The 25574-nt window shown below is 57.7% G+C and carries 17 protein-coding genes and 3 pseudogenes; 6 read left to right on the top strand and 14 right to left on the bottom strand.

Annotation, left to right across the window (positions count from 1 at the left end; all coding sequences use genetic code 11):
• The first annotated feature begins 259 nt into the window (after positions 1 to 259).
• The 3 genes from ACVW1B_RS00910 to ACVW1B_RS00900 all read left to right on the top strand — a co-directional run bounded on the left by ACVW1B_RS00910 (position 260) and on the right by ACVW1B_RS00900 (position 2765).
• Positions 260 to 1012, top strand: coding sequence for a helix-turn-helix transcriptional regulator (locus ACVW1B_RS00910; RefSeq protein WP_256558811.1), 753 nt, complete (start codon positions 260 to 262; stop codon positions 1010 to 1012).
• A 95-nt stretch (positions 1013 to 1107) separates the two neighbouring features.
• On the top strand, positions 1108 to 1740 hold the full coding sequence (locus ACVW1B_RS00905) for an acyl-homoserine-lactone synthase (protein ID WP_253603724.1): 633 nt from the start codon (positions 1108 to 1110) through the stop codon (positions 1738 to 1740).
• Between the two features lie 71 nt (positions 1741 to 1811).
• Positions 1812 to 2765: a LysR family transcriptional regulator gene (locus ACVW1B_RS00900; protein WP_253603726.1), complete on the top strand. Its 954-nt coding sequence runs from the start codon at positions 1812 to 1814 to the stop codon at positions 2763 to 2765.
• 452 nt (positions 2766 to 3217) lie between these two features.
• Here ACVW1B_RS00900 and ACVW1B_RS00895 read toward each other — a convergent pair whose 3' ends face one another.
• The 3 genes from ACVW1B_RS00895 to ACVW1B_RS00885 form a co-directional block, all read right to left on the bottom strand.
• The gene (locus tag ACVW1B_RS00895; protein ID WP_253641393.1) at positions 3218 to 3694 is read right to left on the bottom strand and encodes a DUF2285 domain-containing protein; all 477 of its coding nucleotides are present in this window, start codon (positions 3692 to 3694) and stop codon (positions 3218 to 3220) included.
• Positions 3695 to 3797: 103 nt separating this feature from the next.
• The gene (locus ACVW1B_RS00890) at positions 3798 to 3944 is read right to left on the bottom strand and encodes a transcriptional regulator domain-containing protein (protein ID WP_245313809.1); all 147 of its coding nucleotides are present in this window, start codon (positions 3942 to 3944) and stop codon (positions 3798 to 3800) included.
• 200 nt (positions 3945 to 4144) lie between these two features.
• Positions 4145 to 4426, bottom strand: coding sequence for a DNA -binding domain-containing protein (locus tag ACVW1B_RS00885; protein WP_253609777.1), 282 nt, complete (start codon positions 4424 to 4426; stop codon positions 4145 to 4147).
• A gap of 216 nt (positions 4427 to 4642) precedes the next feature.
• Here ACVW1B_RS00885 and ACVW1B_RS00880 point away from each other — a divergent pair, with 216 nt between their 5' ends.
• From ACVW1B_RS00880 to ACVW1B_RS00870, 3 genes are all read left to right on the top strand, one after another.
• Positions 4643 to 4894: a helix-turn-helix domain-containing protein gene (locus ACVW1B_RS00880; protein ID WP_069276439.1), complete on the top strand. Its 252-nt coding sequence runs from the start codon at positions 4643 to 4645 to the stop codon at positions 4892 to 4894.
• A gap of 528 nt (positions 4895 to 5422) precedes the next feature.
• On the top strand, positions 5423 to 6373 hold the full coding sequence (locus ACVW1B_RS00875) for a tyrosine-type recombinase/integrase (RefSeq protein ID WP_253603729.1): 951 nt from the start codon (positions 5423 to 5425) through the stop codon (positions 6371 to 6373).
• Positions 6374 to 6400: 27 nt separating this feature from the next.
• Complete coding sequence (locus ACVW1B_RS00870) at positions 6401 to 7570, top strand: IS91 family transposase (RefSeq protein WP_253603731.1); 1170 nt, start codon at positions 6401 to 6403, stop codon at positions 7568 to 7570.
• A 624-nt stretch (positions 7571 to 8194) separates the two neighbouring features.
• Here ACVW1B_RS00870 and ACVW1B_RS00865 read toward each other — a convergent pair.
• The 11 genes and pseudogenes from ACVW1B_RS00865 to ACVW1B_RS00815 all read right to left on the bottom strand — a co-directional run.
• A pseudogene (locus ACVW1B_RS00865) lies at positions 8195 to 8557 on the bottom strand (ATP-binding protein); the annotation flags it as partial.
• A 656-nt stretch (positions 8558 to 9213) separates the two neighbouring features.
• The gene (locus ACVW1B_RS00860; RefSeq protein WP_253603733.1) at positions 9214 to 10044 is read right to left on the bottom strand and encodes a Crp/Fnr family transcriptional regulator; all 831 of its coding nucleotides are present in this window, start codon (positions 10042 to 10044) and stop codon (positions 9214 to 9216) included.
• A gap of 65 nt (positions 10045 to 10109) precedes the next feature.
• Positions 10110 to 10280 carry a hypothetical protein gene (locus ACVW1B_RS00855; protein ID WP_176731291.1) on the bottom strand — a complete coding sequence of 57 codons (171 nt, stop codon included), beginning with the start codon at positions 10278 to 10280 and terminating at the stop codon, positions 10110 to 10112.
• A 515-nt stretch (positions 10281 to 10795) separates the two neighbouring features.
• A pseudogene (locus ACVW1B_RS00850) lies at positions 10796 to 12252 on the bottom strand (porin); the annotation flags it as partial.
• A gap of 1377 nt (positions 12253 to 13629) precedes the next feature.
• Positions 13630 to 15645 carry a di-heme-cytochrome C peroxidase gene (locus tag ACVW1B_RS00845; protein ID WP_456813639.1) on the bottom strand — a complete coding sequence of 672 codons (2016 nt, stop codon included), beginning with the start codon at positions 15643 to 15645 and terminating at the stop codon, positions 13630 to 13632.
• A gap of 316 nt (positions 15646 to 15961) precedes the next feature.
• Positions 15962 to 17332: a hypothetical protein gene (locus ACVW1B_RS00840; protein WP_253603737.1), complete on the bottom strand. Its 1371-nt coding sequence runs from the start codon at positions 17330 to 17332 to the stop codon at positions 15962 to 15964.
• Positions 17333 to 17440: 108 nt separating this feature from the next.
• Positions 17441 to 18085, bottom strand: a complete 645-nt coding sequence (locus tag ACVW1B_RS00835) for a hypothetical protein (RefSeq protein WP_253603739.1) — start codon at positions 18083 to 18085, stop codon at positions 17441 to 17443.
• Between the two features lie 69 nt (positions 18086 to 18154).
• Positions 18155 to 20638: a hypothetical protein gene (locus ACVW1B_RS00830; RefSeq protein ID WP_253603741.1), complete on the bottom strand. Its 2484-nt coding sequence runs from the start codon at positions 20636 to 20638 to the stop codon at positions 18155 to 18157.
• 185 nt (positions 20639 to 20823) lie between these two features.
• On the bottom strand, positions 20824 to 21360 hold the full coding sequence (locus ACVW1B_RS00825; RefSeq protein ID WP_253603743.1) for a hypothetical protein: 537 nt from the start codon (positions 21358 to 21360) through the stop codon (positions 20824 to 20826).
• A 568-nt stretch (positions 21361 to 21928) separates the two neighbouring features.
• Positions 21929 to 22100, bottom strand: a pseudogene (locus ACVW1B_RS00820) (IS3 family transposase); the annotation flags it as partial.
• Between the two features lie 872 nt (positions 22101 to 22972).
• The gene (locus ACVW1B_RS00815; RefSeq protein WP_069276435.1) at positions 22973 to 25483 is read right to left on the bottom strand and encodes an MBL fold metallo-hydrolase; all 2511 of its coding nucleotides are present in this window, start codon (positions 25481 to 25483) and stop codon (positions 22973 to 22975) included.
• Between the last annotated feature and the right edge of the window lie 91 nt (positions 25484 to 25574).

Here is a 25574-nt window from a genome sequence, read left to right as displayed (position 1 = left end):
TGGCGAAACACCGGAAGAAGTTCCATCTAGGCTCACGGTCAGAATTCGCAATCATAAATGATTAAGGACGCGTTGCCAGATAGATCTTACGAGGATGCCGTCTTCCAGTTTTGGCCGCATTCGACGCACAAGGTTCTCATCTGCAGACCTCCAAGCTACCATGGCCTCGCTAAACTCCGCAGCTCGAGAGCCCAACCCGCGCATGAGCCAGACCAACAGATTAATTACCGCGCGTAGGCCGCAATGTTGGCAAGCCCCGATGAGAAGGGATGCTGCGCGTTCGTCACGGACGTATGCCATCATTCAGACCTTCGTCGATCAGCTGACCGAATGCACAGACCGCCACGCTGCTCAACAGAGCATGGCGTATATAACTGCGGCGTTGAACTTGTCGTGTTTCGCATACCTTGCGCTACCGCACAGGCCGGCTAATTCCCCGACTTTAATTTCTACGTATCCATCCTCCTGGATAGCTCGCTATTTGCTGCGCAAGTACGAAACCATCGATCCCGTTGTACGTCGGGCGATTCGCCAGACGGAACCCTTTCGATGGGGACTCGGATACGAACCGCGAGATCAGTCGGACTCCGAGCGTGAACTATTCGAAGAGGCTGCCGGCTTTGGCATTCGTTGCGGACTCACGTTTCCAATCCACGATCACGGGGGCGCGATCGCGGCGCTGAGTTTCGCGACCGATGACCGTCGGACCAATTTTGAGCGCTCGATAATCGAGCAGGCCCAGAATCTGCGACTACTCGCTATGTTTTTCCATGCACAAGCAAAGCGTCTTTCGACCGCGGATCGCGTCGTCGGCGGGGTTGGGTTATCTCCTCGCGAGTTCCAATGTCTCGAATGGTCATCTCGCGGCAAATCTGCCGGGGAGATCGGGATCATTGTCGGAATATCTCGGCGGACGGCGGGCTTTCACCTGGATAACGTCCGAGCGAAGCTCGGCGTTCGCTCGCTTCGGCAAGCCGTCGCGCTTTTAGCCGAGGCCAAATCTCGAAGATAGGCGCCACGCCTCGCGATAAGCACCTGTGCGACTGTACAGGGTGCGACTGCCGCGGCTTCCTGCTTGATTTGCTAAATCAAAGCGGGGAAGTAGGAATGATCCAGCTCATCACGCCACAGTACTACATCGAGTTTACCAACGATCTTGCTGAGATGCACCGGCTGCGCCATCGCGTGTTTAAGCTGCGCCTGAATTGGAATGTCGGGGTCGACGGCGATATGGAGATCGACGAATATGACGTCCTTAGGCCAGTTTATCTGCTGCATCGCGCAACGGATGGGAGAATTCAGGGTTGTGTCCGCCTTCTGCCGTCGACTGGACCGACTATGCTCAGAGAGATTTTCCCAGTTCTCCTTGATGGACAACGTGCACCACGAAGCTCTCAGGTGTGGGAAAGCAGCCGCTTCGCTCTCGACGTTCCTCCTGATGCTCCGAAAGCGAGCGGTGGACTTGCTGCCGCCACGTACGAGCTCTTTGCAGGCATGATCGAATTTGGTCTCTCCACTGGACTGACGGACATCGTCACCGTCACTGATGCTCGCATGGACCGTATTCTGCGGCGTGCAGGATGGCCCCTTCGCTCGATTGGAATGCCGCGAACGCTCGGGAATACGACCGCATTAGCCGGCTATCTAGAGATTTCTACTGACGCTTTGGAGCGCATCCGTAAGGCCGGGCGCATCTCAGGCCCAGTGCTTTGGGCCCCCGTCATCCGAGCTGCCGCTTAGGCCTTGAGAAGCAGGCAGAAGTCTCAATAGCGCTACATTGGGGCGGCAGCGCCGCTCGCTTAAGCCTTAAAATGCATAAGTTCCGTCGACGGCGGCCGTCACTCCAAGCCGGCAAAGCTCTCGAACTGAAACACCTGAGATCTGCCGTTGCCGCGGCCGATTGCGGCAGTTTCCGTCAAGCTGCGGAGTTGCTGAGCTCGCAACAATCGAGCCTCAGCCGGAGAATCGGCGAGATTGAACACCACTTGGGCATTGCTATTTTTGAGCGCTATAGCGGAGGTGTGCGCCCCACACAGGCTGGCCGCACTATTCTACGGCTGGCAAGGACGATTGTGGAAGAATTCGACGCACTTATCGCTACCGCGAATTCAGTTCAGAATGGCGAAAGCGGCCGTCTGAGCGTCGGCTTCTGCACCTCCCTTTCGGCAGGCAATCTCCAAACCTCGCTGCTCGAATTTAAGCAGCAATATCCCCAAATCGAACTAGCGACAATCGAACGATCACGAACACGTCTGGCGGCCGCACTTCGCAACGGCGTGATCGACATGCTGATTGTACCAGGGCGCCCGCCATTGTTGGACGCCAAAGCCCTGCCGCTGTGGAGCGAGCGCGTCCTGGTTGCCTTACCTCAAGACCATGCTCTCAGTTCGCGTGAGACTGTCAATTGGATTGACCTGCGCGAGCAGACAGTTTTGTTGAGCCATTACGATCCCGGAAAAGAGTTTGAAGATCTCCTGATTTCTAAGCTTGTCTCGCCTGAGGATCGTCCCAAAATTGAACGCCACGATGTCAGCCGCGGCATCATCAAGAGTCTGATCGGCATGCGTGCCGGCATAAGCCTCGTGCTCGAATCTGACATGGGGGCTAATTTCGCGGGCTTGACCTACCGAGAGCTGCGCGATGGCACCGGCCCCAGCCGGTTCGGCTTCTCAGTTTATTGGCAAGGCGAAAATGAAAACCCGGCGTTGGCCGTCTTCCTGCAGCTAGTCTCTGAGCGCTACCCCTCGCCTCCGCTCGGACGTTAATGCGCCCGTCGAACCCTCAGAAAAGCGCCTGCCCGCAGCGGTGGAGCGCGCCGCAAACATCGGTGCAAATCAGTTGAGCTAACCCGCCTGTAGCCGACAACATGGATCCGGCGCCGGCATCGCTCGTCGATACGGCTCCGCGGTCAACCCAAGCTTTGAGATCTCGGAGCGGATAGACGGATAGACGACACGTTCACCCAGCTTGCGATACGTCAGGCCACCCGTGGCGCGTGGGTCGCGATTGACTGTGTGCTCGCACAGGCCGAGAAGGCGCGCAGCTTCATGCGTGCGTAGGGATCGCAGTGGCAAGCTAGCGTTCGGACCGATGTGTTCGGGTCTGTGCCATCGTTCGGAGCGCGGCCGAGTGGGGCGGCGTCGGCGGTCACGACGGCGGGGTAGTCGCGCTTAGGGCGTGGCGAACATTCAAGGATGTCTTTTTCGGCACCCCTAATTTAATGCTTGCGAGATGGCGGACGAAGCAGTGCGCGATAGCCGCCGCGCACAAGAGCACGCCCAGCCTTCACCAAGCGGATTGTTCGGGCACGAACGTCGTGGGTCTTCCAGCCACGCTCAGGGATGCGTTTTCCGCCAAACAACACTTCCGCGATAATGCGATATGATGCACCATCCGCGTACCCATCCAACGCTCGCAGCGCCAACGCCAGTCTTTCCCGCTGCTGCGCCGACAGCCGATGGTACGGAGGTCCCACCGGGCGACCATTAATGGCGCGCCAGAGCCGATGTGAGGCATAACCGCGAATTTCGTAGTCCGCATCGTACGGCAGTTCGGCGGAATAGAAAGCTCCTAGCTGCGGCGCCTGTTTCAGCCAAAGGTGATGCTGCACTCCCTGAATGCGCAATACGGCATGCCAACCATCCGAAGCCCGTTTGATACTGCCTGACGCAAGGTCAGCGAGCAGCAACGGCACGCCAACGACCTGCGAGGCAGACGTGCTACGTACTATTGGCACCACGCTCGGCAAAGCCTCGGGGGCCCAGAAGATGGTTTGCTCGAAGAAGGACCGCTGGGGGTCATGCGCGAAAGCAGACGCCCCATCTCCTTCGGAATTCGTCGCTCACGTTCCCGCTCCGCTTGCTAGCCTCGAGAGAAGCAATTCGGAAGTTCGGACTGCGCCTGAGCGATTCCCAAGCAAAATTTGCCCTGTCCCCTGCTTCCATCATGCGCTGATATGGTTCCGGTGAGCGCCAGTCGAGCTCCGACATGCAACTGATCCCCAATTAAATTGCAAGGCAATGTCTATAAAGCCAGCGGTTGCGAGGCAAGTCGCGAATGTCGCATCGCGTGATGCGTAGGAACGATCACCTTAAATAGAGAAGAAACCTATTCTCAATCGCGGATCTCAGACGACAAAGGCTTGCTATTCGGAGGCTCCGCCACGTAGCAAATGGCGGTAACCATGGTCTGCCATCCAATTTGCTCGCGCCAGGTGGGTATCGAATGCATGGCGGGCGCGCGCAGGTTCGTGATCTGGATCGATACGCAACACGATGCGAGCTACTTCTTTCCAGTCTGCCCCCTCAGCTGCGGCATCAAGGAGGCGCCAATAGGTCGCTAGATGCTGCTCATCGTAACTCGTAAGCACGGGATCATTCGGAGCCGAATCGGCGACGTCAGGATTGGCGATGGGCGGCTTCGGCATGTTCCTACCATTAACTTGTTGCTCAATGCTCTCAATTTCTGCAAGCATGGCCCTGCCAGCGCTGTAATGCTGCAAGTCTACCATAAGAATCGCAAAATGGCCTCATCAACGGCGTGCGCCTCGAAAGACCGTCCTACATCCCAACTCGTCTTCGGCTTGGGAGTTACATACTATAGGAGATAAACCTCCTAGTATGTAAAGACGCAACTTGCGCAGATGGACATGCGCAAGTTGGTAGGCCGGAATTTCTCCAAGCTGCGGAAGCGGAAGGGCTTCACGCAGGAGAAATTCGCCGAGGCCTCTGGCTTTACTCAGCAGTATATCAGCGGCCTGGAGAATGGCCGGCGCAATCCGACCGTAGTGACGTTGTTCGAACTCGCGAGCGCGTTAGGCGTCAGCCACGTCGCCCTCGTCCTGCCTGATGAAGAACTTTCCGAGCGCCCCAGAGCCCCGAAGTCAAATTCATAGACCCGCGTCAGATTTGGCTTCCGGTTCGGTGCCGTACCTGCGATCGAGGTGAGCCCTGGAGTAGATCAGGTGGACTTGACCGGGGATGCCGAAGTACGTCTGTGAGATCAGGAAACCTTTACTCGCGGATGGCCTTGAGTTAGCCGAGACCGGTTCTCGCTACGGCCATCTCAAAGGCGACACGCAACCAGCGTCGTGCAGACGCCGGTCGGCTGGCGAACGCAGCTGCGAGGTCACCTGCTGGCAGACGTGGTGCGGCATCGCCGTCATGATCTGCCCAGACTCGATCAAGAGCGTGGGCACGTGTTGAATTTGCCAACGACGAAATGGATGCTGGGTTGGGCCAGCGAATTCGCGCCATGTCAGGTGGAAAGGCGAGCAGCTGATGGTGGTGCCGATTCCGACGATCTCGCCCGGGTATTGAACGAACCCGCTCCGCGGGAGGGCGTGGCGAGGCCATTTATCTGAGAGGCATCTGTTTGAGAGGATTGGACCGCAAGTCCGTTCCTCTTAATACAGGAGTGCCTTATGGCCACGATGAGTTCGAGCCCGCTGCGCCGCCGCATGATCGAAGATATGACGCTGCGCAACTTATCACCGTCGACGCAGCAATCCTATGTCTACGCGGTTGCGAACTTTAGCCGACACTTCGGCCGATCACCTGACAAGCTCGGCCTTGAGCAGGTGCGCGCGTACCAACTGCACCTGATCGGGTTGAAGCGGTCGTGGACCCACATCAACCAGGTGACGTGCGCGTTGCGCTTTTTCTATGCGGTGACGCTCGGGCGCAAGGAGGCGATTGAGAACATTATTTCGGCCCGCGAGCCGATCAAGCAACCGCTGGTGCTGAGTGCGGAGGAAGTCGCCCGTTTCCTGGAGGCTGTACCGGCCCTGCGCGACCGCATTGCGCTGGTGACGGCCTACGCTGCCGGGCTACGGGTCGGCGAGGTCAGCCGCCTGACGCCCAGCGCGATCGACACCAAGCGCATGCTGATCCTGATCACGGCCGGCAAGGGCGGCAAGGGCGGCAAGGGCGGCAAGGGCGGCAAGGGCGGCAAGGGCGGCAAGGGCGGCAAGGGCGGCAAGGGCGGCAAGGGCGGCAAGGATCGCTACGTGATGCTGTCGCCGCGGCTGCTCAGCATCCTGCGATCCTATTGGTGTCTGGCCAAACCGCGCCACTGGCTGTTTCCGGGGCGCAATCCGGACGATCCGGTGAGCGTCGCCACGCTGCAGGAGGCTTGCCGCAAAGCTCGGCAACATGCCGGCCTCGATAAGCGGGTGACGGTACATGTTCTGCGGCACAGCTTTGCTACTCACCTTTACGAGCGCGGTACTGATATCCGGCTCATCCAAGTCCTTCTTGGGCATGCGCGACTGTCATCGACGGAGCGCTACACGCAAGTCGCAACCAATCTGATCGCACGGGCCAGAAGTCCGCTCGACGATCTCGACGCACGATTGAGATCTCGGCCCGAGTAAGCGCCCGGCGCACGTCCGGCGTACGAGGTGGCGGACATCTTCCGCCAGCACGGCAACGCGTTCCGCGTCGCCCACGCCGGGCACCTGAGCCGGTCCCAGCTGCGCGTGATGGGGGCCATCGAAGCGTGCCGGACTGCCGCACTCGGTGGTCACGTCGAGTGCTGTGTCGACTGCCGGCACCAGCGGATCTCCTACAATAGCTGCCGCGACCGTCATTGCCCGAAGTGCCAGAGCACGGCAGCCCGCGAGTGGCTCAGCGCCCGCGCTGCCGACCTGTTGCCGGTCGAGTACTTCCATGTGGTGTTCACGCTGCCGGCGCCGGCGGCGGCGATCGCCTATCACAACAAGGCGACCGTCTACGCGATGCTGTTCGAGGCAGCGGCTGAGACTTTGAAGACGATTGCGGCCGACAAGCGGTACCTCGGCGCTGAGATCGGTGCGATCATGGTGCCGCACACCTGGGGCCAGACGCTGACCCATCACCCGCACGTCCACTGCATCGTGCCGGGCGGCGGGCTGTCGGCGCACGGCGATCGCTGGATCGCCTGCCGACCGGGCTTCTTTCTGCCGGTGCGCGTGCTGTCGCGTCTCTACCGCCGGCTGTTCCTGGAGAAGCTGAGGGCTGCTTATCGTGCCGACAAGCTGCGTTTCTTCGGCAATCTGAAGCACCTCAGCGATCATTCAGCGTTCGATGCAGTCCTTACGTCGCTGCGCCGCATCGAATGGCTGGTCTACGCCAAGCGACCTTTCGCCGGCCCCAAGCAGGTTCTCGCCTATTTGGCTCGCTACACGCACCGCGTTGCCATCTCCAATCACCGGCTTCTCGCAGTCGATAATGACGGCGCCACCTTCTCTTGGCGCGACTATCGCGACGGAGCACGGATGAAGTCGATGACGCTCGCGGCCGACGAGTTCATACGCCGGTTCTTGTTGCACGTCCTGCCCGATGGTTTCCAGCGCATCCGCCACTATGGATTTCTCGCTAACGGGCATCGCCGTGCCAAGCTCATGCTGATCCGTCGCTTGCTTGCGGCAACGCCGCCTTCGATTGCTGATCAGGCGCCCGACCAGCAGCCTGCGTGCGCAGTCGCAGACACATCCGAACGACCACCATGCCCCTGTTGCGGAAGCCGCATGGTCGTTATCGAGATCCTTCCCGGAGCTCGTCGGGGTAATCGTAGGCCGGACACCTCATGAACCCAATCGCGCACGATAGTTCTCGCCGATGTCACTGCTACCACCGCTGTGGCCGACAGCGGGTCGGTGCTCGCCCAGCCATGCTGCAATCGCCGTTGCAAGCACGATTCCGCTGTTATTACACAGCGAGCCGGCCGCGACGACCCGACTGCGCACCACTCTGTCCATTTACCCATCCCCAACTGATCGCGGATCGCGCACGCCTGCGGCGCCCTCAATCCCCATAACCGCTTGAGCTCCCGGCCCGCGGCTTCGTTCAACCCGGCTTGAGCTGCGTCGCGCTCGTGCCTGGGTCGCGCATCCTCAAGCGCGACCCAGCTCAACCCTAAAGATTCCGATTTGATCTCGCCCAGGATTCCGAGATGATCTCGCCCACCGTTACCGATTTGATCTCGCCCCGGGGCGGGAGGCGTTCTGGCTGTCTAGTTTCTGGCATCGGCGAAGCCGCGGGGTCAATCTTGAATCGCGGCGTGAAGGGCCGATTTTCTGCTCCTGTTCGTGCTGTGGGCATGTGGGCAACGCCCTTCGCGTTGTCTAAGCGTGGCGGCATGTCCACAGCGCCACTTGCTCAGGCCTTTCGGCTGGGTTTCGGGTTCGCCGCATGCTCTCGCCATTCAGACCGACCTAGTGGGCGTTATGGACCAGGCGGTCGAGGACGGCGTCGGCTAGGTGGGGGTCGCCGATCAGCGTGCCATTGGTCGACGGGGAGCTGGCTGGTGACGATGGTAGAGCGGCGGCCGCAGCGATCCTCGAGGATCTTCAGGAGGTCGTGGCGGCCTCCTGCGTCGAGCGGCTCAAGGCCCCAGTTCGTCGAGGATGAGGAGATCGACACGGCCTAGCGCACGCAGCAGACAGGGATGGCGGCCGTCGCCGCGCGCCAAAGCGAGATCGATGAACAGCCGCGGGAAGCGCTTAAAGGATGGAGCGATTGTCGCGGCAGGGCTTGTTGCCGAGCGCCGAGGCGAGCCAGCTTTTGCCGAGGCCGGGGAGCAGGCAAGTGCCTAGCTTCTAAGCGGTCGGCCTTTACAACAATGCGTGCGAAGCGTGGAGAGCAGTCGAAAACGGCGAACTGCAACTAGGCCCGGCGTCATCTCAGCTTGTTGGCATACTGACCACGAGCCGCCCACCCTGGCAAAAAAGCCTCCGGATTCATTGAACTGGTACACTAAGGCACCGGTGCTCTCAAAGCTCGGCAATCCTGCGAAGCCCACCCTAGTCTAGCCGAATCGGCCAATGGCTAGCGACAGACTTTGCGCGTGCGAGGCCTTTTCATATGGCTCCGAGTTCGCTCGCGCTCACGGTCGGAGTCAATGCGTGAGACGATCGGCCATACGGCCATACTGGCAGTCGGTTACTTGAACGGCGGCAACGACGACAACGTTTCCCACACGACAGCGGTCAGCAGGATGAGACCGCATGCGAGCCACCACCGAGGCTCGATATGAACCTGACGGATGGAATCGCCTCCCCCTACAGCAGAAAGCATCGAACTCTGCTGCAGGGCAGACGTCTGCCACTGCAGGCAAATCTAGCCGTGCTGATAGCCAACGAATACGCGCGCCGGCTAAATCCGGCAAAGTTCGTCAGCGCATGCCGTGATGATCATCGGGACCAGCAAGGACAGGATTGTCGCAAGTCTCCGATTAATCCGCGCATGAAGCAAATGCGGACAGAGATGAGGCATAAGCGCTTGAGATTAGCTTGTAACAACAGCAGGTTTTTTGCTCGAGAGATTCGCGCTGGTCGATCTGCAAAACCCCACGCATCTTGCGGATCAGCCCTTGTTGTTCGAATCGAATTAGCGTCTCCGTAACCCCCGCCCGGCGCAATCCCAAGACGGAAGAAAGATAGTCGTGAGTAACTGGCAGCACGCAAGCGTCAACAGCGTCACTCGCTAGACAGAGCCAGCTCGCAAGCCGCTGCTCGCGATTGTGCCGAACTCCACACAGGCCTGTCTGGACGCACTGAAAGGTCAGCGCCTGAAGGTACTCAAAGAGACGCTCTCGGATGTCCGGCCTCTCCTTCATCAGCCGGCGCAAATTCTCAACCCGAATCCGGTACGCGTTTCCAGGAAAGAGCACCACAGATTGATGGGGCGAAATATGTCCACCCCACAAGAACGAAGTGCCGACGGCACCCCTATAACCTATGACGGCCGTTTCAAGCATGCTTCCCGCCGCGACGACCCTTAACGAGACGAGACCCGATTCCATGAAATAGACGTGTTCGACCGGTCTTCTCGGCTCCTGCAGAACCATACGTTCTTTCAGGACGATCGGCTCAAGGCTCCCCCCTATTGCGGCAAGATCCTCCACAGAAAGTCTCGCCAGAATCGCATTTTTGACCGAAGCCTGCTTCCTGGAACTTACCGCTAGAGGTCCGTGGAGGATCGGCTGCGTGGCGGGCCCCCGCTCGAGAGCTCTATCTCCAGAACAGTCACGCAGTTGAAGGACGGTGGTCACGTGATCGGTCACTGTCCCTCTCCTAGCATGTGGCTTCGATACCGCCCGCTCGCTGACAAGAAAATTGGTCACGGCTTTTAGCACCCGCCCTCATTCAAATTGATGCAATAAGCGCCGTGCCAACGCTTAAATTTTGCGCCAAGGGCCCACTCTGCAACGGATTTCAACCATCCAGTCAATCGGCCTAAAAGCAGGCAGAACGGCAAATCGAAGCTGATCTGCACCGCCTTTACGGCGTTGAGTTCCATTTAGCCGTCTCTACGTTAGCCGGCCAGAATGAGCGATGGCGCAGCCATTGAATAACGGCCGATGAAACCGGCAAAGTCGGCCTGGCTCCGCTCGTCGTCCTGCCAATTTGGCTGTGCGACCCCGCGGCCGGGTGTGGGAAGACGAACATATATGCAAATGGCGGATACTTCTGCTGCGGAGATGCGTCGCCTTCCCTGCGAAATCGGCAGTCATACGCACTTGGATAACGACCTAGTCAGCCTTGTTCTTGAAAGCCCCAAGCAAAGGCTGGCATGAGGCTTTTTCGTTCCCCGCGGTGGGAGGCGTTCTTGCGATCAGACGCGGGCCAGTTGTCGATGCGACGCAAGTAAGTAAAGCTCTGGACTTGAGAGTTTCTCACCAGCATACGGCGAAATGCGCAACGCACGTCGCTACCGCAAATGTGGATAAGGCCCCTGGCGGGCATGCCAGGGGCTCCTTGCAGGCGAAACTTTGAATCTATGAAGCCGTGTGCTCTTCGTTTGTTCGCAGATACTCAGAAGTTACGTTGAACGAGGAGCTGGAACGCCAGGCTGCTTTGATCCTTCAGCTGATAAGCAGCAGCCGGCTTTCCGATAGCCGATTGCTGCGGCAGCACCACAGTGCTTCCGCTCGCGTATTTTTGGTCAAGCCTGCTGTAATCGAGTTCGGCCATAAAAGTTAGATTCTTGACCGGGGTCCACGAGGTTTTCGTACCGACAACCGCATAGTTAAAGTCGGGGTTACAGCCGGCAATCCCGCTCGAAAGTGCGAGGGCCCCGACGAATGCCCGCAGATATAGCTCTTGGCCGTACTGTTATAGCGAACGGCGCCAAATCCACCGAAGATACTACTTGCCCAGCGAGAATCCCAGTTGTGGTTATAGGCACCATTGAAGCCGAAGGTCGTAGTCAGCTGCTGGCCAGCGCCTGCAACGAACACTGAATCCGAAAGACCAGCAAGTCCGACGCTCTGGTACGCACCCGCCAAGCTCGTGCCTCCGTACCTTGCGTAAGTGGCTGGTAGATAGTCATTGAAGGTGTAACGGCTTGCACCATTCGCATACACGCCCGACAGGTTAATCGAGTCACCGGGACCGGTAGGGATGTTCTTGATCGAAAGGCAAAGTTGACCAGCCCAGCCCCACTTGTCGTCCGGATGGCCTGTGAACTCAGTCGCACCATAGTAAGCGGCGTGGTTATCATGCGCAGCCAGCGACGCTTGAAAGAGGCCCCAAGCCTGGTCGATGCGAAGCATGGCGATGAAGTCTGGAGCTGCTGTACCAGCGATGTCATTGCCACCATACGCGCCAGTCGCCAGACCTGCAGGCGTCGCTGCGCTCACGTTCCAGATGGTTTGATGTATCATGTTGGACTTGATCCTGGGCCGAGAAGGAGGCTGTGATGCCTGGACCGAAGTCAGCGGTGTACGTGAACTGGTTTACCGGATCCCAAGCGCTGCTGCCCGGTAGTTCAACGAAGTTCCCGGGATACTCGCCCCAGGGCAGCGAGAACTGCGATTGTGCCTTGCCAAATGTGAAGCCAGCAAACTGGATGAAAGCGTACATGAACTGCAATGTACCGCCAGCGACAGCGCCTCCTGGAGCGCCCAGGTAAATGGTCGAGCCGTCTCCTGCTCCGCTGTAGCTCCCCGAAGTCCAGGTGAACCAAGCTTCTGCGTAGGTCCCACCAAGCCGTAGTCGGTTGCCGTGCGCGTATCAACGCTCAGAGCCTGACGAGCACGCCACGTGTAGGCATTGCTGAACCGGTTTGTTGCACCACCCACGCCAAAGTCCGGGTTGAGGCTCATACTGTTACTATTCACTTGCAGCAAAGCACGAGTGTAACCGCCCAGCTTGAGACAAGTGTCAGTTCCCGGAACGTAATAAAATCCCGCTCCGTAAAGCGCGCAGGTCTTCACGTACTCTACAGCCTTCGCCTTGACCGGAAGATCGGCGGCGTGAGCTCCGGCTAGCCCTTCCGCACTCGATTACCGCGAGCCTTGATGGCTCGTTCCGAAAATCCGGCACTCTCCAGCACTCCAAGCGATCTGATTCGAAGTCACCGCAACGCTGCCCGGAGTGCTTCGATGTCTGCGCTCCTGCCGGAGTGGCAGTTCGCGAATTAATCCATCGACGCGACATCATCAGGCCCAACCTTTTCGCCTTTGCGGCACCTCCGGCCCTTCCGCGCCATCTTATTCATCCAGAATAGTCTACCCTAGCTCACGCCGGTGGCCTTCTCGATGCCCCACGTTGCTTGCGGTAGGCTTGGTCAGTCGCGGATGCCACTGCGCTCCAACTTCGCGAGACCCGCTGGCCAGTCCCTGAAGTGAATCCGTTACGGCGATCCTTGTCATCTCTCGCGCCTAGCCGTTCCGGCTTCCAGATGTCGCGTCAATGCTCCCAGCTCCGCGTGATCTTGGTATCGGATCTGGATCGGCGTGCTTAATCCTGCTTGGTTGAGCTATTGCGTTCGCTGGCACCGCTGTTTTCGGTTGAATACCGACGATGACGTTGCTGAAGCCACATCGACGGAGCGCTGGTCAAAGCGTTCTGTCCGACTTGCCGAAGGACTTCAGCGGATGTCTCGCCTTGAGTGGCGGCTTCTAGAATTTTGGAAGCGACATGTCGTTCGGGTGCCGGTCTCGTGAGGGGGCAACTCCTTGCAAACCTCATCTAGAACGCGACGGAGACGAGCAGTCGTTTCGGAGTCGAGCATAGAAGGTCTCCTCCAATGAAGCGGCGCAATGACTACACTGCGAACGCGAGTTTCACGACATAAATATCATCACTGGCCGGCGTTACGGGCGTCGAATTGGCTTTCTGACCTGCTTTACTTACGGTTGCGCGATCATACAATAAACGGCGCCAGGTGTCATCAATCTGGTAGTCTTTGGCGAGATTGCCGATACATTCGGACAAATCGTTCGACCGTGCGATTGGTTTTCTCGGCGCCAAGCGGGACCTCGCGACTGAAGAAATGCGCTCAGATATCCGCTTGCGGCCCCTCTTCAATGATCGGCGAGTTGTTCGACGTCGGGAGCCCGACGTAGGTCCGTCGATCACGCAGATGGCCCGCGTGCGATCTGGTTCACAGACCGAGTAGATGTCTGCGCAATCAGCACGCCCAGCTCGCGCTCGGGAGCACCTGTCGAGTTATCATCACCAAAGGACATCGGACCGGCGCCATCACCCGGATCCGCGTAATGAAGTCCAGCAACTCCCACCCCAGGCGCAAAATCACATGTTCGCAGCACGGGGCGAGTGTACGTTGACGGTATCCCTCCCAAAGATCGGCTCGGTCGACACTCTGATGGCGAGCGCTCAGCTTCGAGGTGCTAACAGCTCCGTCACAGCGTCTTCAGATACTCAAGAAGGGCCCGTCGTTCGGCATCAGTCAATTCTGGACCGATGACCCCCGGCGGCAGCTTCGTTATGTCGGTTTCTTTGCCCTCGAACGAATGCCCGCGATTGCTGTTGCCAAGCAGCGATACGTTGAAGTCGGTCAGGCCGGCGGCGCAAGCGTCGTTCGCTCGCAGTTTCGTAACAAGTCCGACGTTGACTGGATCGAACGTCCGGCTGCCAACGCAGAAAGAACTCGGCCGCCGGCCCTGCGGCAATAACATGTCTTTCAGCGTCGGCACGGACCCGTTGTGCAGATACGGAGCTGTTGCCCAGACACCATCCAACGGGCGCGCCCGGTACTGAGGTTCAAGAGCGAGGACATCTTCGTCCTTGCCGCTACGGCTCGCCCGCGCTCCAACATAGACTCGCGGGTTCTGACAGTTTTTTCTCGGCCCCCACATCTGCTGCTTGGCTTGTTCGGAGGAATCGTTCGCAATGTTCCATTGATCAATCGTCTTGCCCACCACGTCCATCAGCGCAAGCACGAACAAGGGATTGGCAGCTCGATCGGCTGGAAGGCCGCAGCCCCAGGCTCTGTTCAGATCCTCGATCGGATTGAGACCGACCGAGCCGGGTAAGTGAACGCGCCGCGTCGTCAGCACGTTGGATTGTTGACGATCAGTGCCGATCACGTTCACCGGTAGCTGAACCACATTGAAATAATGGCGTCCGCCGATCTCCACCCAATTCTTCTCGCCCTTGGCCGATCGATCCGGGTTCTCCGGCTTCCAGAATGACTCTTCCGGCCACTTGGCGTCAAACGCGGGGTCATTGACCGGTCCTCGGTGGCATTCAAAGCAGTGCGAGCGATAAAGATCGCGACCTTTCTCAACGAGTTTTTCGTCTATGGCCCAGGCCGGGTCGCCTTGAAACCTGTCCTGCGCGTCCTTCCAACGGGGCGCCACAAGCCCGCTGAATTTCCTGCCGCTTGCCTCCGTCGACGAAAAGGGATCGGTACCGCGCAAAAGCTCCTCGAAACGTGCAATGTCCGATAGATGGATGGATGATTTGAAAAGCGGCCGTCCGGTCGCCGGCGCCTTCATGTTGATTTTCGCACTGACGCCGAGCGCCTCGCCGGAATTGCGAACAAGCTCGTTGAGAACAGAGGCGTCATACTGCGCCCAAAGGAAGTACGGCGTGTCCCAGATTGGCGGAAAACTCACAGGCGCGTCATTGCGCGCGAAGTTGCCCTTCAGAAGCGGATCTGGGAGCTCTCCGGTCACAGGGTCCAGAAAGTTGGTATAGAAGATCTGGTTGCCAATCCGGTTCAAGGCATCAAGCCGACCGAATCCCTCGTCGAGATTCGTCACGCCCTGCCCCGACAGAAGATTGTCGCTTGCGATCTTCTGCTTCTCGATCTTTCGAAGTGCGAGCTCCAGATCACGTCGAAGCTTCTTGCGGTCGATGCTTCGACCTTCAATGCTTTCCAGCCGGTCGGCGAAACGTTCGAAACGCCATGGCAATTTTAGCGTATAGCCCATCGACAGCCCAATGACTCGTTCAACCTCACCGAGATTGACCATTGCCGGCCCACCATCGTAGCGGATGCTAACATTCTTGTACTCGAGATGACCGGTATGACAGGCGGCGCAGGTTAGTCCGATCTGATCTTCGTAGAATGCTCCCGTCGTCGGATCGATGCCTCCCTTCAGGATTGCGAAGCCTACCGGCAAGCCATTTGGATTGTCTGGCGTACTTGGTGTCCAAGTGGAGCTCACGTCTTTCGACGCATCCTCGTGGTAGCCGTATGCAGGTGCGTTAGCGGCAAAGTCCTTCGAGCTCGGACTTGGAATGAAACCGAGGCGTCTCAGATACTCATCGTCCGTCAAGCTCGTGTAATGAGTGGACAACTCAGGACGTTCGAGAGCCAGGAACCATCGATAGGGGACAGGAATGGTCGCCGTGCCTTGAGACGTGTGGTGGAACCAGTAACGCTGCCGCGCACTCCAGTTCTGTGGCAGCCAGTATGCGCCATCGAGCTTCGATGGCGCCGGCAGCGTCGCCGGCAGCAGTTGGGCAACCAGATTTGCGCCATTCTTGATCTTGAGCGCCGTATCGCGAAGCTTCTGCGGCGCGAAATACGCCGTGATGCCTACTGACGCCGCCGCGACAAACACAATTACGAACACGATTGCAAACAAGAGACCGACGATATGAGGCCACCGCCTTAAGCGGCCACCTACCCAAGAGCTGAACGAACGTGCCCCCATAGCAACCCTCCTCGATCTCAAATGGCGTCCTCTGCTGCGCGATCGCGCTGGCCGACGATGGCCCGTACTACTTGTTCAGCAATTGGCTATTGATGAAGCTCACCACGTCAGCGGTCTCGGCTGCCGCGCGTCGCGTGATGGTCGCGGCCGCTGGGCCACCATGCAGGAATGAGGGGAACCAACCAAAATTGCGAACATTCCAGTCTTCTTTCGGTAGAACGGCTCGGTTCACGCCAGGCACCGTGAAGCCTTGCACTTTCCTTTTGAGTGGCTGCGCCGTTTCGGTGTGACAGCTCACGCAGTCCGTATTGAAGAAATGGCTCTTCTTCGGATCCGCAATGACATTGACGATCTCGAGAACGCGGCTATTGGGGACGTTGGCATCGATGAAATCGGCTGTTGAAACGCCCTTACGATCCGCGGACGGCAGAGGAGGATTCTGCAGCGCAGCGTGGCGACAAGTCACTGGATTTTCATTATTCGTGACAGGCCGCGGGACGACGTGCGTCTCGCCGACAATGCTGAACATCTGTGCGGCATGGGCACCATCGAGCGTCGGGCCAGGCACCGGTATTAGGCCGGCCTTGGGGACCCTCAGCATCGAGACGAACACCCAGGGTTCGGGCGGTGAAATCCCCATCACAGCCATGGTATTGAGACGCTGCGGCGAGAGATGCTTTTCCAAGAAAGCTTTGACTGCATCACGAAATGGCTTTGCGGAGGCACCGAGCAGTCCCGGGTGCACATTCATGTCGCCGGCAGTCGAGACCTTGGCATTGCCGAATTTTCCCGCGGCGAGTTGATCACGCATAGACGCAACGTCCCGCACGATCGCCTTGAAGGCTTCGTCATCAGGTTTGAAGCGCGGGAACGGCGCGCAACCATCAAGAGGTGGATCGGATACCAAGTTGAAACTGAAGATAAGGTGACCGGCAGTGTCATGGACCTTGAACCCTTGGGGTCCATTGGTCACCGGCTGAATGATCAGGCGGATTTGCGGCTGGCGGCCAAACTGGGCGATGACATCAGCAGATAATCCCGGTGCTCCCGGGTCGATCCGGATGCCTGCAACGAACCAGGCATCGATCTTCTTCACGGCGTCAGGCAGCTGAATGCGGCGCGCGCCCGAGTCCGGCACGCCTTCGCGTTCTGGATGTTCGGCGTTAGCGATGAAGCGTGCGAAATCCTCGTCGGACAACAGCCGCTGCGGAGCTCCAGTGGGACCGGCGAGATCGGACACCGCAATCAGCCCAGCGAGGTCTGCTGGTGTCTTGGGTGGAGGAAACAGGATAGACACGTCGTTGGCCGAAAGCGGCTTTAATGGCGTCTGGGCAATGGCCGTTCCTGTTCCGAAAGCAACGGCGAATATCAGCCCCGCTGCGGACAGTTTTGTAAACAGCCGACCAAGCTTCGACCGGCGCATTTTACTGTTTGCCATCGTCGGCAATTCCCATGTCAGATTGGAGAAACGAAAACCTATGTAGAAAAGCCGCCTTCAGCCACATCATCTCCGCACGCGGCGTGCCGCCTAGGTGGATCGGGGTGTTCACTCGCTGCCGTAGAGTTTGCTCTGCAATGCTTTGAGTTGCGTCGGATGTAACGCCTCTTCAATGCAGCCGAGAAACATCTGGCTTCTTGCATTGACACGCTCTCTTGCGGCCGGGCCGTGCTCCATGTCCGTTTGCAACGCGCGCACGGCGATCCAGTCCATCGAACGATCCTTAAGAAGCTCGAGCAGCGTTCGGTTCTGATAGGGATGAAGCCGAAAGTGAGCGAAAGCCACCTTGGCTGAAATCTTCGCGTCACGCAGGGCGTCGGGAAGTGCCAGAAGATCAAGTCCCGCCAGCTCTTCGATCTGTTGCATTTGATTTTGCGCTTCCTGATATTGCTCGCGCCCGACCAGTTGATACATTCCTCGTGGACGAAACAGCCAACCGTCATCCGTTCCGACCTTGTTTCCGAATGGGTTGCCCTCATAACCAAGAACGAAGTTGGCCAAATCCTTGGGATGATTAAGCAATGCGTCCATGCCGACGGACGCTTTGTTCGCGGCCGCGAGGTCCGCGTTGTTCTTGACTATTCGCTTCTGCCATTTGGCCGGCAGCTGCGAGACCGCGCTATAAGAGAAGTCTTCGCTGCTGCGGGTAAAATCGGCGCTGTCGTAGGAGATTGCGCCCAGGATATAGGCCAAGATCCGCGGATCGGTCTCCTCGATACGGTCCCATTCCTCGAGCAAGGCTTTGACTTGCTCGGCCTGGAACTAAGCCATATAGCTCTTTCGATATGGCGGCACAGGTGCAGGAGGCGGCGAATGGTCCTCGATCGACTGCGCCAGCTGTTGCTCGTACGTAGCGACTTTATCCTGGTATTTCTGATAGCCACGCTCCTGCAACCACTTCGTCTCATAACAGGCAAGTAGCGGCTGCGGCCTGATCTTTGGAGCGGGCCTGTATTCCCTGCTCAATTCATCGGCGTAAGCAGCCTGGGCAAGCTTGGCATCCCTCAGCGTTTCAAAGGCGGACGCCACAGATCCGTTCAAGAGATGGAACAACTTTACTTGCAGGCAATCAGCATTGCTCTGCTTGTTGCGGGATTGATCGAAATCGTCCTTCGGCACACAATCCCAGAAGCGGCCACTGCTCAGCGAGATGATATCTTCGGTTCTCTGAGATAGCGTCCAGCCAAGCGGCAGGTTGTAAAACCTGCCTGTTATGTCGATCCGTCCGAACGTTGGAAAGCGCTGCACGCTGGAAGTGAGGTCGTTCTCCGGGCGACGATCGATATTGGTCGCATGATTGAGCGCGACATAGGTTCGAGAGCTTCGCGTGCTCAAGAGCGCCCGCACCGGCTCCATGAGCTCACCGAACATGAAGGAGCCGTGGTCTCCGAATTGACCGCTCACCAGCGACAGCAGATAGATCCTAAACTTCGGCGCATCGGACGTGCCCCTGATACTGTTGAGCCGCTCAATCAGATCGAGCGCCGTCTCTATTCCGGAATTCTCGACATATCCGCCGTCCACCAGGCGCGCCTGCGAATTGGCGGTCATGCAATCATTCTTCAAAGAGACCGTCGCGGCCGGCGTCACCCACGGAAACCGCGCGCTCGTAAAGGCCGCAGCGCTAAGCGGAATTCGCAACGAGTGGCTTTTGACGGTTTGATCGGCTCCGCTGCCTGTGCGATCAACGCTCGAGAGAATACAAAGGTCCTTGTCTTTCGCGTGTAGCGGGTCGATATCGAAGGGCGAGATAACAACGCGTTTGCCGCTCCCGGCATCTGTCGTGTTCAACAACAGCGCCGGCATATTGTTGGAAGCTGTCCAATGTGACTGAAAGTCGGCTTTTAGCAGATTGGATTGATCACCGGCGCCCTTCTGGGCCTTGAGCATTCTGTCTGCAGCATTCTCCAGCGTGTATTCCAGAAAACGCGCGCGATCGAAACTGGGAATAGCGACTGGAGAAAACAGCTGGGTGAAATCGGTAAACAGAAAGCCGGCGACCAAGGGCGAAAGAAAATCCGTCTCCAAGACGCTTGCAACGCGCTGTTCGACCGGCCCAGAGGCATCGATATCCTCGGCCCGGCCGACGCCGGCCAGGAAGTCCGCGATCTTCGGGCATGTCTTTGCGTCGGGAGCGATCGTATCAAGTGGCGCATTGTCGGTATGAAGCGCAGCCGCGAAAACTGCCGAACCGACGCTCCCCCCGGAAACCCCGCTTATCGCAAACAGATGCTGCCGAAATGCCGGACAGAGATCCTGCATCCTGGCCAAAAAGCGCGCCGCATTGTTAGCTGCGTAGATACCGCCGCCCTGGGCGGCCACAATGAATACGGGATATTCTCCGAGCCTCTTGGCCTCGGCAACACGCGGTTTTTGCAGAAGCCACTCACGAAATGCTTCAACTGCAGCAAAGCGCTTTTCTTCCGGTTGGGTAGTTGATTCCTTCGAGGCGCGCAGGCCGTGACCATCGCCTCCGAGCAAGGAGGCAACCAGGAATAAACCTCCAAACACAACTGGTATGAATGGGAAACTGAACCTGATCGTCAGCAGCGCAAAGTGAGTGGTGAGAGCGACCACGCACATCGTAAAGAGCGCGATCACGCCGAACGATCCGACGAATTGCGCAAGCCGGTCCGGGAGCACAACGAACCCGGTCGTCAACAGGGCGATGACGACGATCGTGAGCGCGAGAAATCTGTATCGTGTGAAATAAGCAATGTTCGCCCGACTCGCGAGCGCAGTCGAACGACCTTTCGATCCCAACCGCCAAGCAAAGACGACAAACGAGGCGAGCAGGATCAACATCGCGAACGCGAGGATAACAAGCATGTTCCGCTCGAAGGCGAGCGCCTGGTCCTGAATGCGGAAGATGCTTCCGACTTCCTCGACCTCACCGACCTTTTCAGCCGGCCGTGAGGCGAGTTGACCTGCCATCGCGGCGGCTATCGGCAGCGCTCCGAGCACAACGGGAGCAGCTTTTATATAGAAGGCTAGGCGACCCGTGGCCGGGGGGATGTGAGGCAGGGTTGCCGCGGTAAGCTGAAAAGCGGCTGCCCAAATCGTTAGCGCAATCACCCCAAGGGCGACAAATTCCTTGAGCGTAATCAACCCGATGTCGTCAGCTGCTATCCGGTAGAGCTCCTGAATCTGATCTGGCAGGTACAGCAAAATTGAAATGACCACCGAGAGAACGGCAATCCACCGGAGGTTGCGCAACAATGTAAACAGCTGCTCGCGCACAGTCATCGCGTCAATTTCCTACTGTCTATCGGAGATCGTCCTGAGCGAGTGAAGTAGCCCAGGATTTTACGAACTCGCTCGTCGAAGGCATTGCGCCGCAGATTGCGAGAGGCTTGCCGTCAAGCCGACGAGCAACACCTATCGAGCACCGCGCTAGAAATTGAGAACTTAACCTACAGTAGTGGCGCGATTTATCGAATATTCTGTTGAACGGTCAAGAGATTTTCGTTGCAGACAGCCAAGAACACGACATCGATGTTTCCCGCTTCAATCTGTCGACTTGGCGCACTTTTTCTTCGCTCGTTCGCGCAGAACGCAAAAATCCACACCATCGACCACTCTCCCTCCAAGTTGTTGTCGACCGACATTGGTGCGTTATTGATCAGACGAGACGCATATGAGTGCGTCGCGCAGCCTCTGGCCATAAGATGTCTTCCTCGAACGCTCATGGCGATTGACGATTCGCTCGAGATCAGCAGCTTCTTGAATCTGTCCTTCGAGGTGCGATAAGTGAAACCCGTCGCGCGGCGCGCCGGCCGGAAGTGCTCAATCGCGATCCGAGCGTCAATGACGGGAACGGGTAGCGGCGGGACCATGCACTGGTCTCGATCGATCAGTTCCCGATACTTGCGATTTGTGTCGGTTGCATGAATGCATATGAGTGAGGACCTGGCGCTGGTCGCGATCACCTCGCTCTTGATAAAAAGTAACCTGACCTCTGCGCTCACGCGCGCTTGACCATTGCTCCGAAGAAGGTGCGGACGCCGCAATGCGACGCGCTCACCGGCAGTATCGTTCGAAGTCAGAAAAGCAGCCAGATATCGGACGCGGAAGTCCTGTCATCCACCTGCGTGGGGTGTTGCTTCGCTCAAAGAGCAAGGCTAGCTAGCTGTCTCGTCCAGCGTTGCGGAGCAATCAGTCATGCTGACCTCTTTTTCCCCAATTCCGGAGCTCTGAAACAGCTATGCGCTGAAACCGAATGGTTCATCGCCGGCAAGCAAGACCGGAGCCTCAGCTACATGAACGGCGAGGCTCTTTGCAGCGCAATGCGCAGGCTCTTGACGATCCCACGCACTTAAACATGACGACCGCGCACCGGGCTTGGCACTTTCGCCGGCCCAATCGATGGCTTGCAGCGGCATCCGCGATCGCCACGCCGACGGCACCGTCCCTCTAATTTGGCTATAATGACAGCATTTCCGGCGACGCAATTTGCGCCGGCACCCCTCTCGACGTACAGAACACAAGTCTCGACGTACACAACACAAGGTGCGAGCCGCGAGCGAGGAAAGTGCTGTCGATGATCGTGAGCTCGCGAAGCTTTGTACCTGTCGCCAACTGCTCATGGACGAAGTCGATCGCAGTTCGACCGTATGGCCGGCCTTCGATCATCGGGCAGCTTGGCCCTGAACCGACGCTTCGGAGTCTTGTTCTGAAATCGCTGGCCCGATTCACGGTAGACGCACCGTCAATTTGCGGTCCAGGCTTGGCCAAAGCTACCGACGATTTGGCCAATGCAGCCGACGGCGCTAATTATCGCACCGATTCTGATGAGGCTCTTGCGGCTCCGCAACGAAACCTGCCGAACATTGATCTGTTCGATCAACTTACCGATTTGCCCTCCGTCAAAGTGCAGACCGCTCTCGTCGTCCACGACCATAGAATCGGCCGCGCTCTTCTCAGCGACGACTTGGAGGTTATCGAGAATATCGGAATTGAGCGTCCGATAGACTTCAATCGCCAGGATCGCGAACCCGACGAATTCAATGGTTACACCGATCGCGGAAATCCAATTCCACATTTTCATTACATCTTCTTTGGTCCAACCCAAGAGCTCGAAAAGTATTGCATCGATCAGCTCGCATCTCGTTGGCACCCTTGCGCTTGAATTCTGGCGCGCGACGCATCAACTCGCTTGCCAACTGAGTCATCTCATACCTGCCCCTTACTTCCGCGCCCCGGGGCGCTGAACAGCTACCTTGGCGCCATGGGCGGATCGACCTGAAAAGGTATCATGCGCGCACTGGGGCAGCCTCATTGGTATCCATTTGAACAGCCCTGCCTTAGTCGCGCGGAGAGTCTCACGTCAGCTACTCCATCGAACCCATACTTCGCTAACTCAATGAACTCGTCCTTCTTGGGCTAAAGCCTTGACGAAATCTCCTTGTGCTCGGCACAATCAGATGCATGCACGATGCGAGATCGTCGCAGCTGCGGATCACTGCTCAAAATTTCCACGAGCGCTCGCTCCTCCGCGGGTTCTTTTATCTAACTCCCGGGATAGCAACAGCCGTGGCGATGAATCACGCAGTTAATAGTCGCCGTCAGCACACTGCGCCGCTACCGAAATACCAAGTTCGATTTCCACTCGTCCGTCCACAAGGCATTCACGTCCTTGTCGAAAGCTGAATGGATGAACGTGACGATATCCTTATAGCGTCGGCTAGTATGTGAGACATGGCCCTTATTCGAAAAGACATATGTATGCGCCGCGACCGCTGAGAGGAAGCGGTTCAAGTCGGCGCGCGGAGTGGAGTGTTCTTTTGGAAACCACAGATGGTGTGGCCATTTCAGATAGCCTGCAGACAGCGATCCCGGCGGCAGGGAGAGAAGCATTGTCCTCATAGTACTTGCGCTTATGTCGTCGGTCAAAAGCCAACTGGTCCCCCTATTGACGAGTTTGACCACGATCCCAGCATCGTTCGGCTCTTTGCTGTCCGACACATGATGCAGGGTGATTGTCGTATCGTTGCCGGGATAAAGCGTGAAGGTCTCAACTCCATCTCTTTCGACTACATTCTCTAGATTAATCCAAGGCGTTACGCCGTCGCGAACGAAGTGGCCGATTGAATCTGTCGATTTGTCGTTGTATCCCGCGCTCTTCAAGCGTTTTTGTAGATTGGCAATAACCCCATCGTCTGCCAAGTCTTGCATGGATTTGCCGACGATAATCTCATCAATGCGGAACCCAGCATCAATGAGAGCGTCAAGCCCACCGATATGGTCCTGATGCGAATGGGTGATGATCAATTTGATCTGCGGCTTCTCATTCCTGTAGTTCCGAACGAGAAACTTCCTCAATTGCTGGACGATGTCGCGGCTTCGTCCGGTATCGACTATGACGATGGATCCATCCTCCAGCTTAATCACGCCTGCATCACCATTTCCGTCCAGCTCGAGTATGGAAACGTCCGTGGAGCGCTCCCCTGCCCCCGCTCGCTGCACGATCTCAACATCGGGCTTTTTGCCAGGCTTCCCTGTCGGCATTCGGACAGAACTTGCAGCGAGCCGCAATCTCGCGTTAACGAGATTTTGAGCCTCGGCGCCGGCCGCGCTGAGCAACTCATCCAAAGCGCCATCACTTCCGTCTGTGATGAATACGGCCGGACCGAAGCTTGACACGAAGCGTCCTCCGAATTCCTCTCGCGGTATCTTCTTTGTATTTAGCTTTCCATGATCATCAAACCACTGGAAACAAATATGCGTATCGTTGCTCGACACCTTCACCTTGCGCGATTTACCAAATTCGTCAGCGTAGAGATGCAGTTGACGAGCCAAAGCCTGCAGCGGAGCAATCGATAAGGCTGCAGCTTGTTCGTTACGAACGAATAGCCTGCCGCCCAAAAGGCCTGCGGCTACATCCTCCCGATCCAATTCAGCCGCGCATTGCAAGTCCTGCAGAAGATCGTATTCAACCTGGCCGCTTGCCACATCAAGCGGATTAAATCGCTGGTAAGCTGCGATCCGAAGCGCCTTTGCGAAAGACTGACCGCCCTGGGTCCGGGTGGCGTAAAACGACCGCAAAATGCTCGGCCCTGAGGCGAGACCGACCTCGCTCTCAGCAGAAATTATTCGAGAAGGTTGAAGCGCCCGAGCGCGATCCAGAGCCATCAGTCTGTTGACGTTTGCAAGCATCGAAAGAGTTTCGGGCTGATCGATGTCATCCGGCAAAGCGATTTCCGTGCCGATATCAGACAACACTCGCGAAAGCTGCTCTCCCTCGGAAGCTGGAACATTGCCGCCCTTTGCAAACGTTATCCAGTCGCCACGATCGCGCGCCTTCAACGCGCGGCCTCGGGGCGCAAAATCCGCTGCCATCAGGCGGTCAACTGCGGCCCGCACTACAGGCAAATTCACTTTGGCGCCCGCCACGTCTGCACCGGACGATTGGCTTCCGAAGAAGCGCCACTCCAGCCCCTGCCTCACGTTCTCAATTCTATCGAGAGTCTCGTATGGATCTGGTGCCAATGCAACGATCGCCCTCATTACATCGAAGGCGCTGGAGACCCTCAGAACTCCCTCATTGCCCCTCCACTCCTGTGAGGCCTTGGCAACATCGTTGGCGTCGGTCCCTGCAATCGCCAAGCCCTGGACGTGGACCGCGTAGTCGTAGCGACCATCAAGCGGGGTGATCGCAATTCTAATTGGAGATCCCTCTTTGCCCTCATCGTCTTGCCCCGAGACAAAGACCCAGGGCGTTGGTCCTGAAATGGCGTCGACAAATGGCTTCTCTGCGACAAGCGGGCCCTTTTCGTACCGCTGAATTCGGACGTCACCACTGAACGCTGTAATCGGGTGACCACTGTTCGGTGCCGATCGCCCCTTGTCGATGCAATAGGCGGGCATGCTGAAGGTGGAACGTCCGTCGGTATTGGCCGTGCGGTTCAGCCCCAGGTGCCCCGACGGGAGGTCCCCGCCTCCGCCACCCCCAATCCAGTAGCTGCCGACCGGCAACCTCATTCGTTGCGGCAGGTCGTTGGCGGATGCTGACGTGGCTAAGATCGGCGACGCTACAAGGATGGACAGAAATACCGCAAGTGACCCGAAACGGGCCGTGATCCGACCGAACATATGGATTTCCTGAAATCGAGATAAAATGACAAATGGCTTAGAGTTTATGCTAGGTTGTGAGGCACGCAATAACTACTCTTGAAATGAATGC

This window comes from Bradyrhizobium sp. USDA 4502 (assembly GCF_054063355.1).
This window is presented reverse-complemented; position numbering and strand designations above follow the sequence as displayed.

Coding starts and splice junctions, on each gene's coding strand:
- ACVW1B_RS00840 (WP_253603737.1), bottom strand. CDS start 17,332: ATGGCAAACAGTAAAATGCGCCGGTCGAAGCTTGGTCGGCTGTTTACA.
- ACVW1B_RS00855 (WP_176731291.1), bottom strand. CDS start 10,280: ATGGAACTCAACGCCGTAAAGGCGGTGCAGATCAGCTTCGATTTGCCG.
- ACVW1B_RS00815 (WP_069276435.1), bottom strand. CDS start 25,483: ATGTTCGGTCGGATCACGGCCCGTTTCGGGTCACTTGCGGTATTTCTG.
- ACVW1B_RS00905 (WP_253603724.1), top strand. CDS start 1,108: ATGATCCAGCTCATCACGCCACAGTACTACATCGAGTTTACCAACGAT.
- ACVW1B_RS00885 (WP_253609777.1), bottom strand. CDS start 4,426: ATGCCGAAGCCGCCCATCGCCAATCCTGACGTCGCCGATTCGGCTCCG.
- ACVW1B_RS00880 (WP_069276439.1), top strand. CDS start 4,643: ATGGACATGCGCAAGTTGGTAGGCCGGAATTTCTCCAAGCTGCGGAAG.
- ACVW1B_RS00830 (WP_253603741.1), bottom strand. CDS start 20,638: ATGACTGTGCGCGAGCAGCTGTTTACATTGTTGCGCAACCTCCGGTGG.
- ACVW1B_RS00890 (WP_245313809.1), bottom strand. CDS start 3,944: ATGGAAGCAGGGGACAGGGCAAATTTTGCTTGGGAATCGCTCAGGCGC.
- ACVW1B_RS00900 (WP_253603726.1), top strand. CDS start 1,812: ATGCATAAGTTCCGTCGACGGCGGCCGTCACTCCAAGCCGGCAAAGCT.
- ACVW1B_RS00910 (WP_256558811.1), top strand. CDS start 260: ATGAGAAGGGATGCTGCGCGTTCGTCACGGACGTATGCCATCATTCAG.
- ACVW1B_RS00875 (WP_253603729.1), top strand. CDS start 5,423: ATGGCCACGATGAGTTCGAGCCCGCTGCGCCGCCGCATGATCGAAGAT.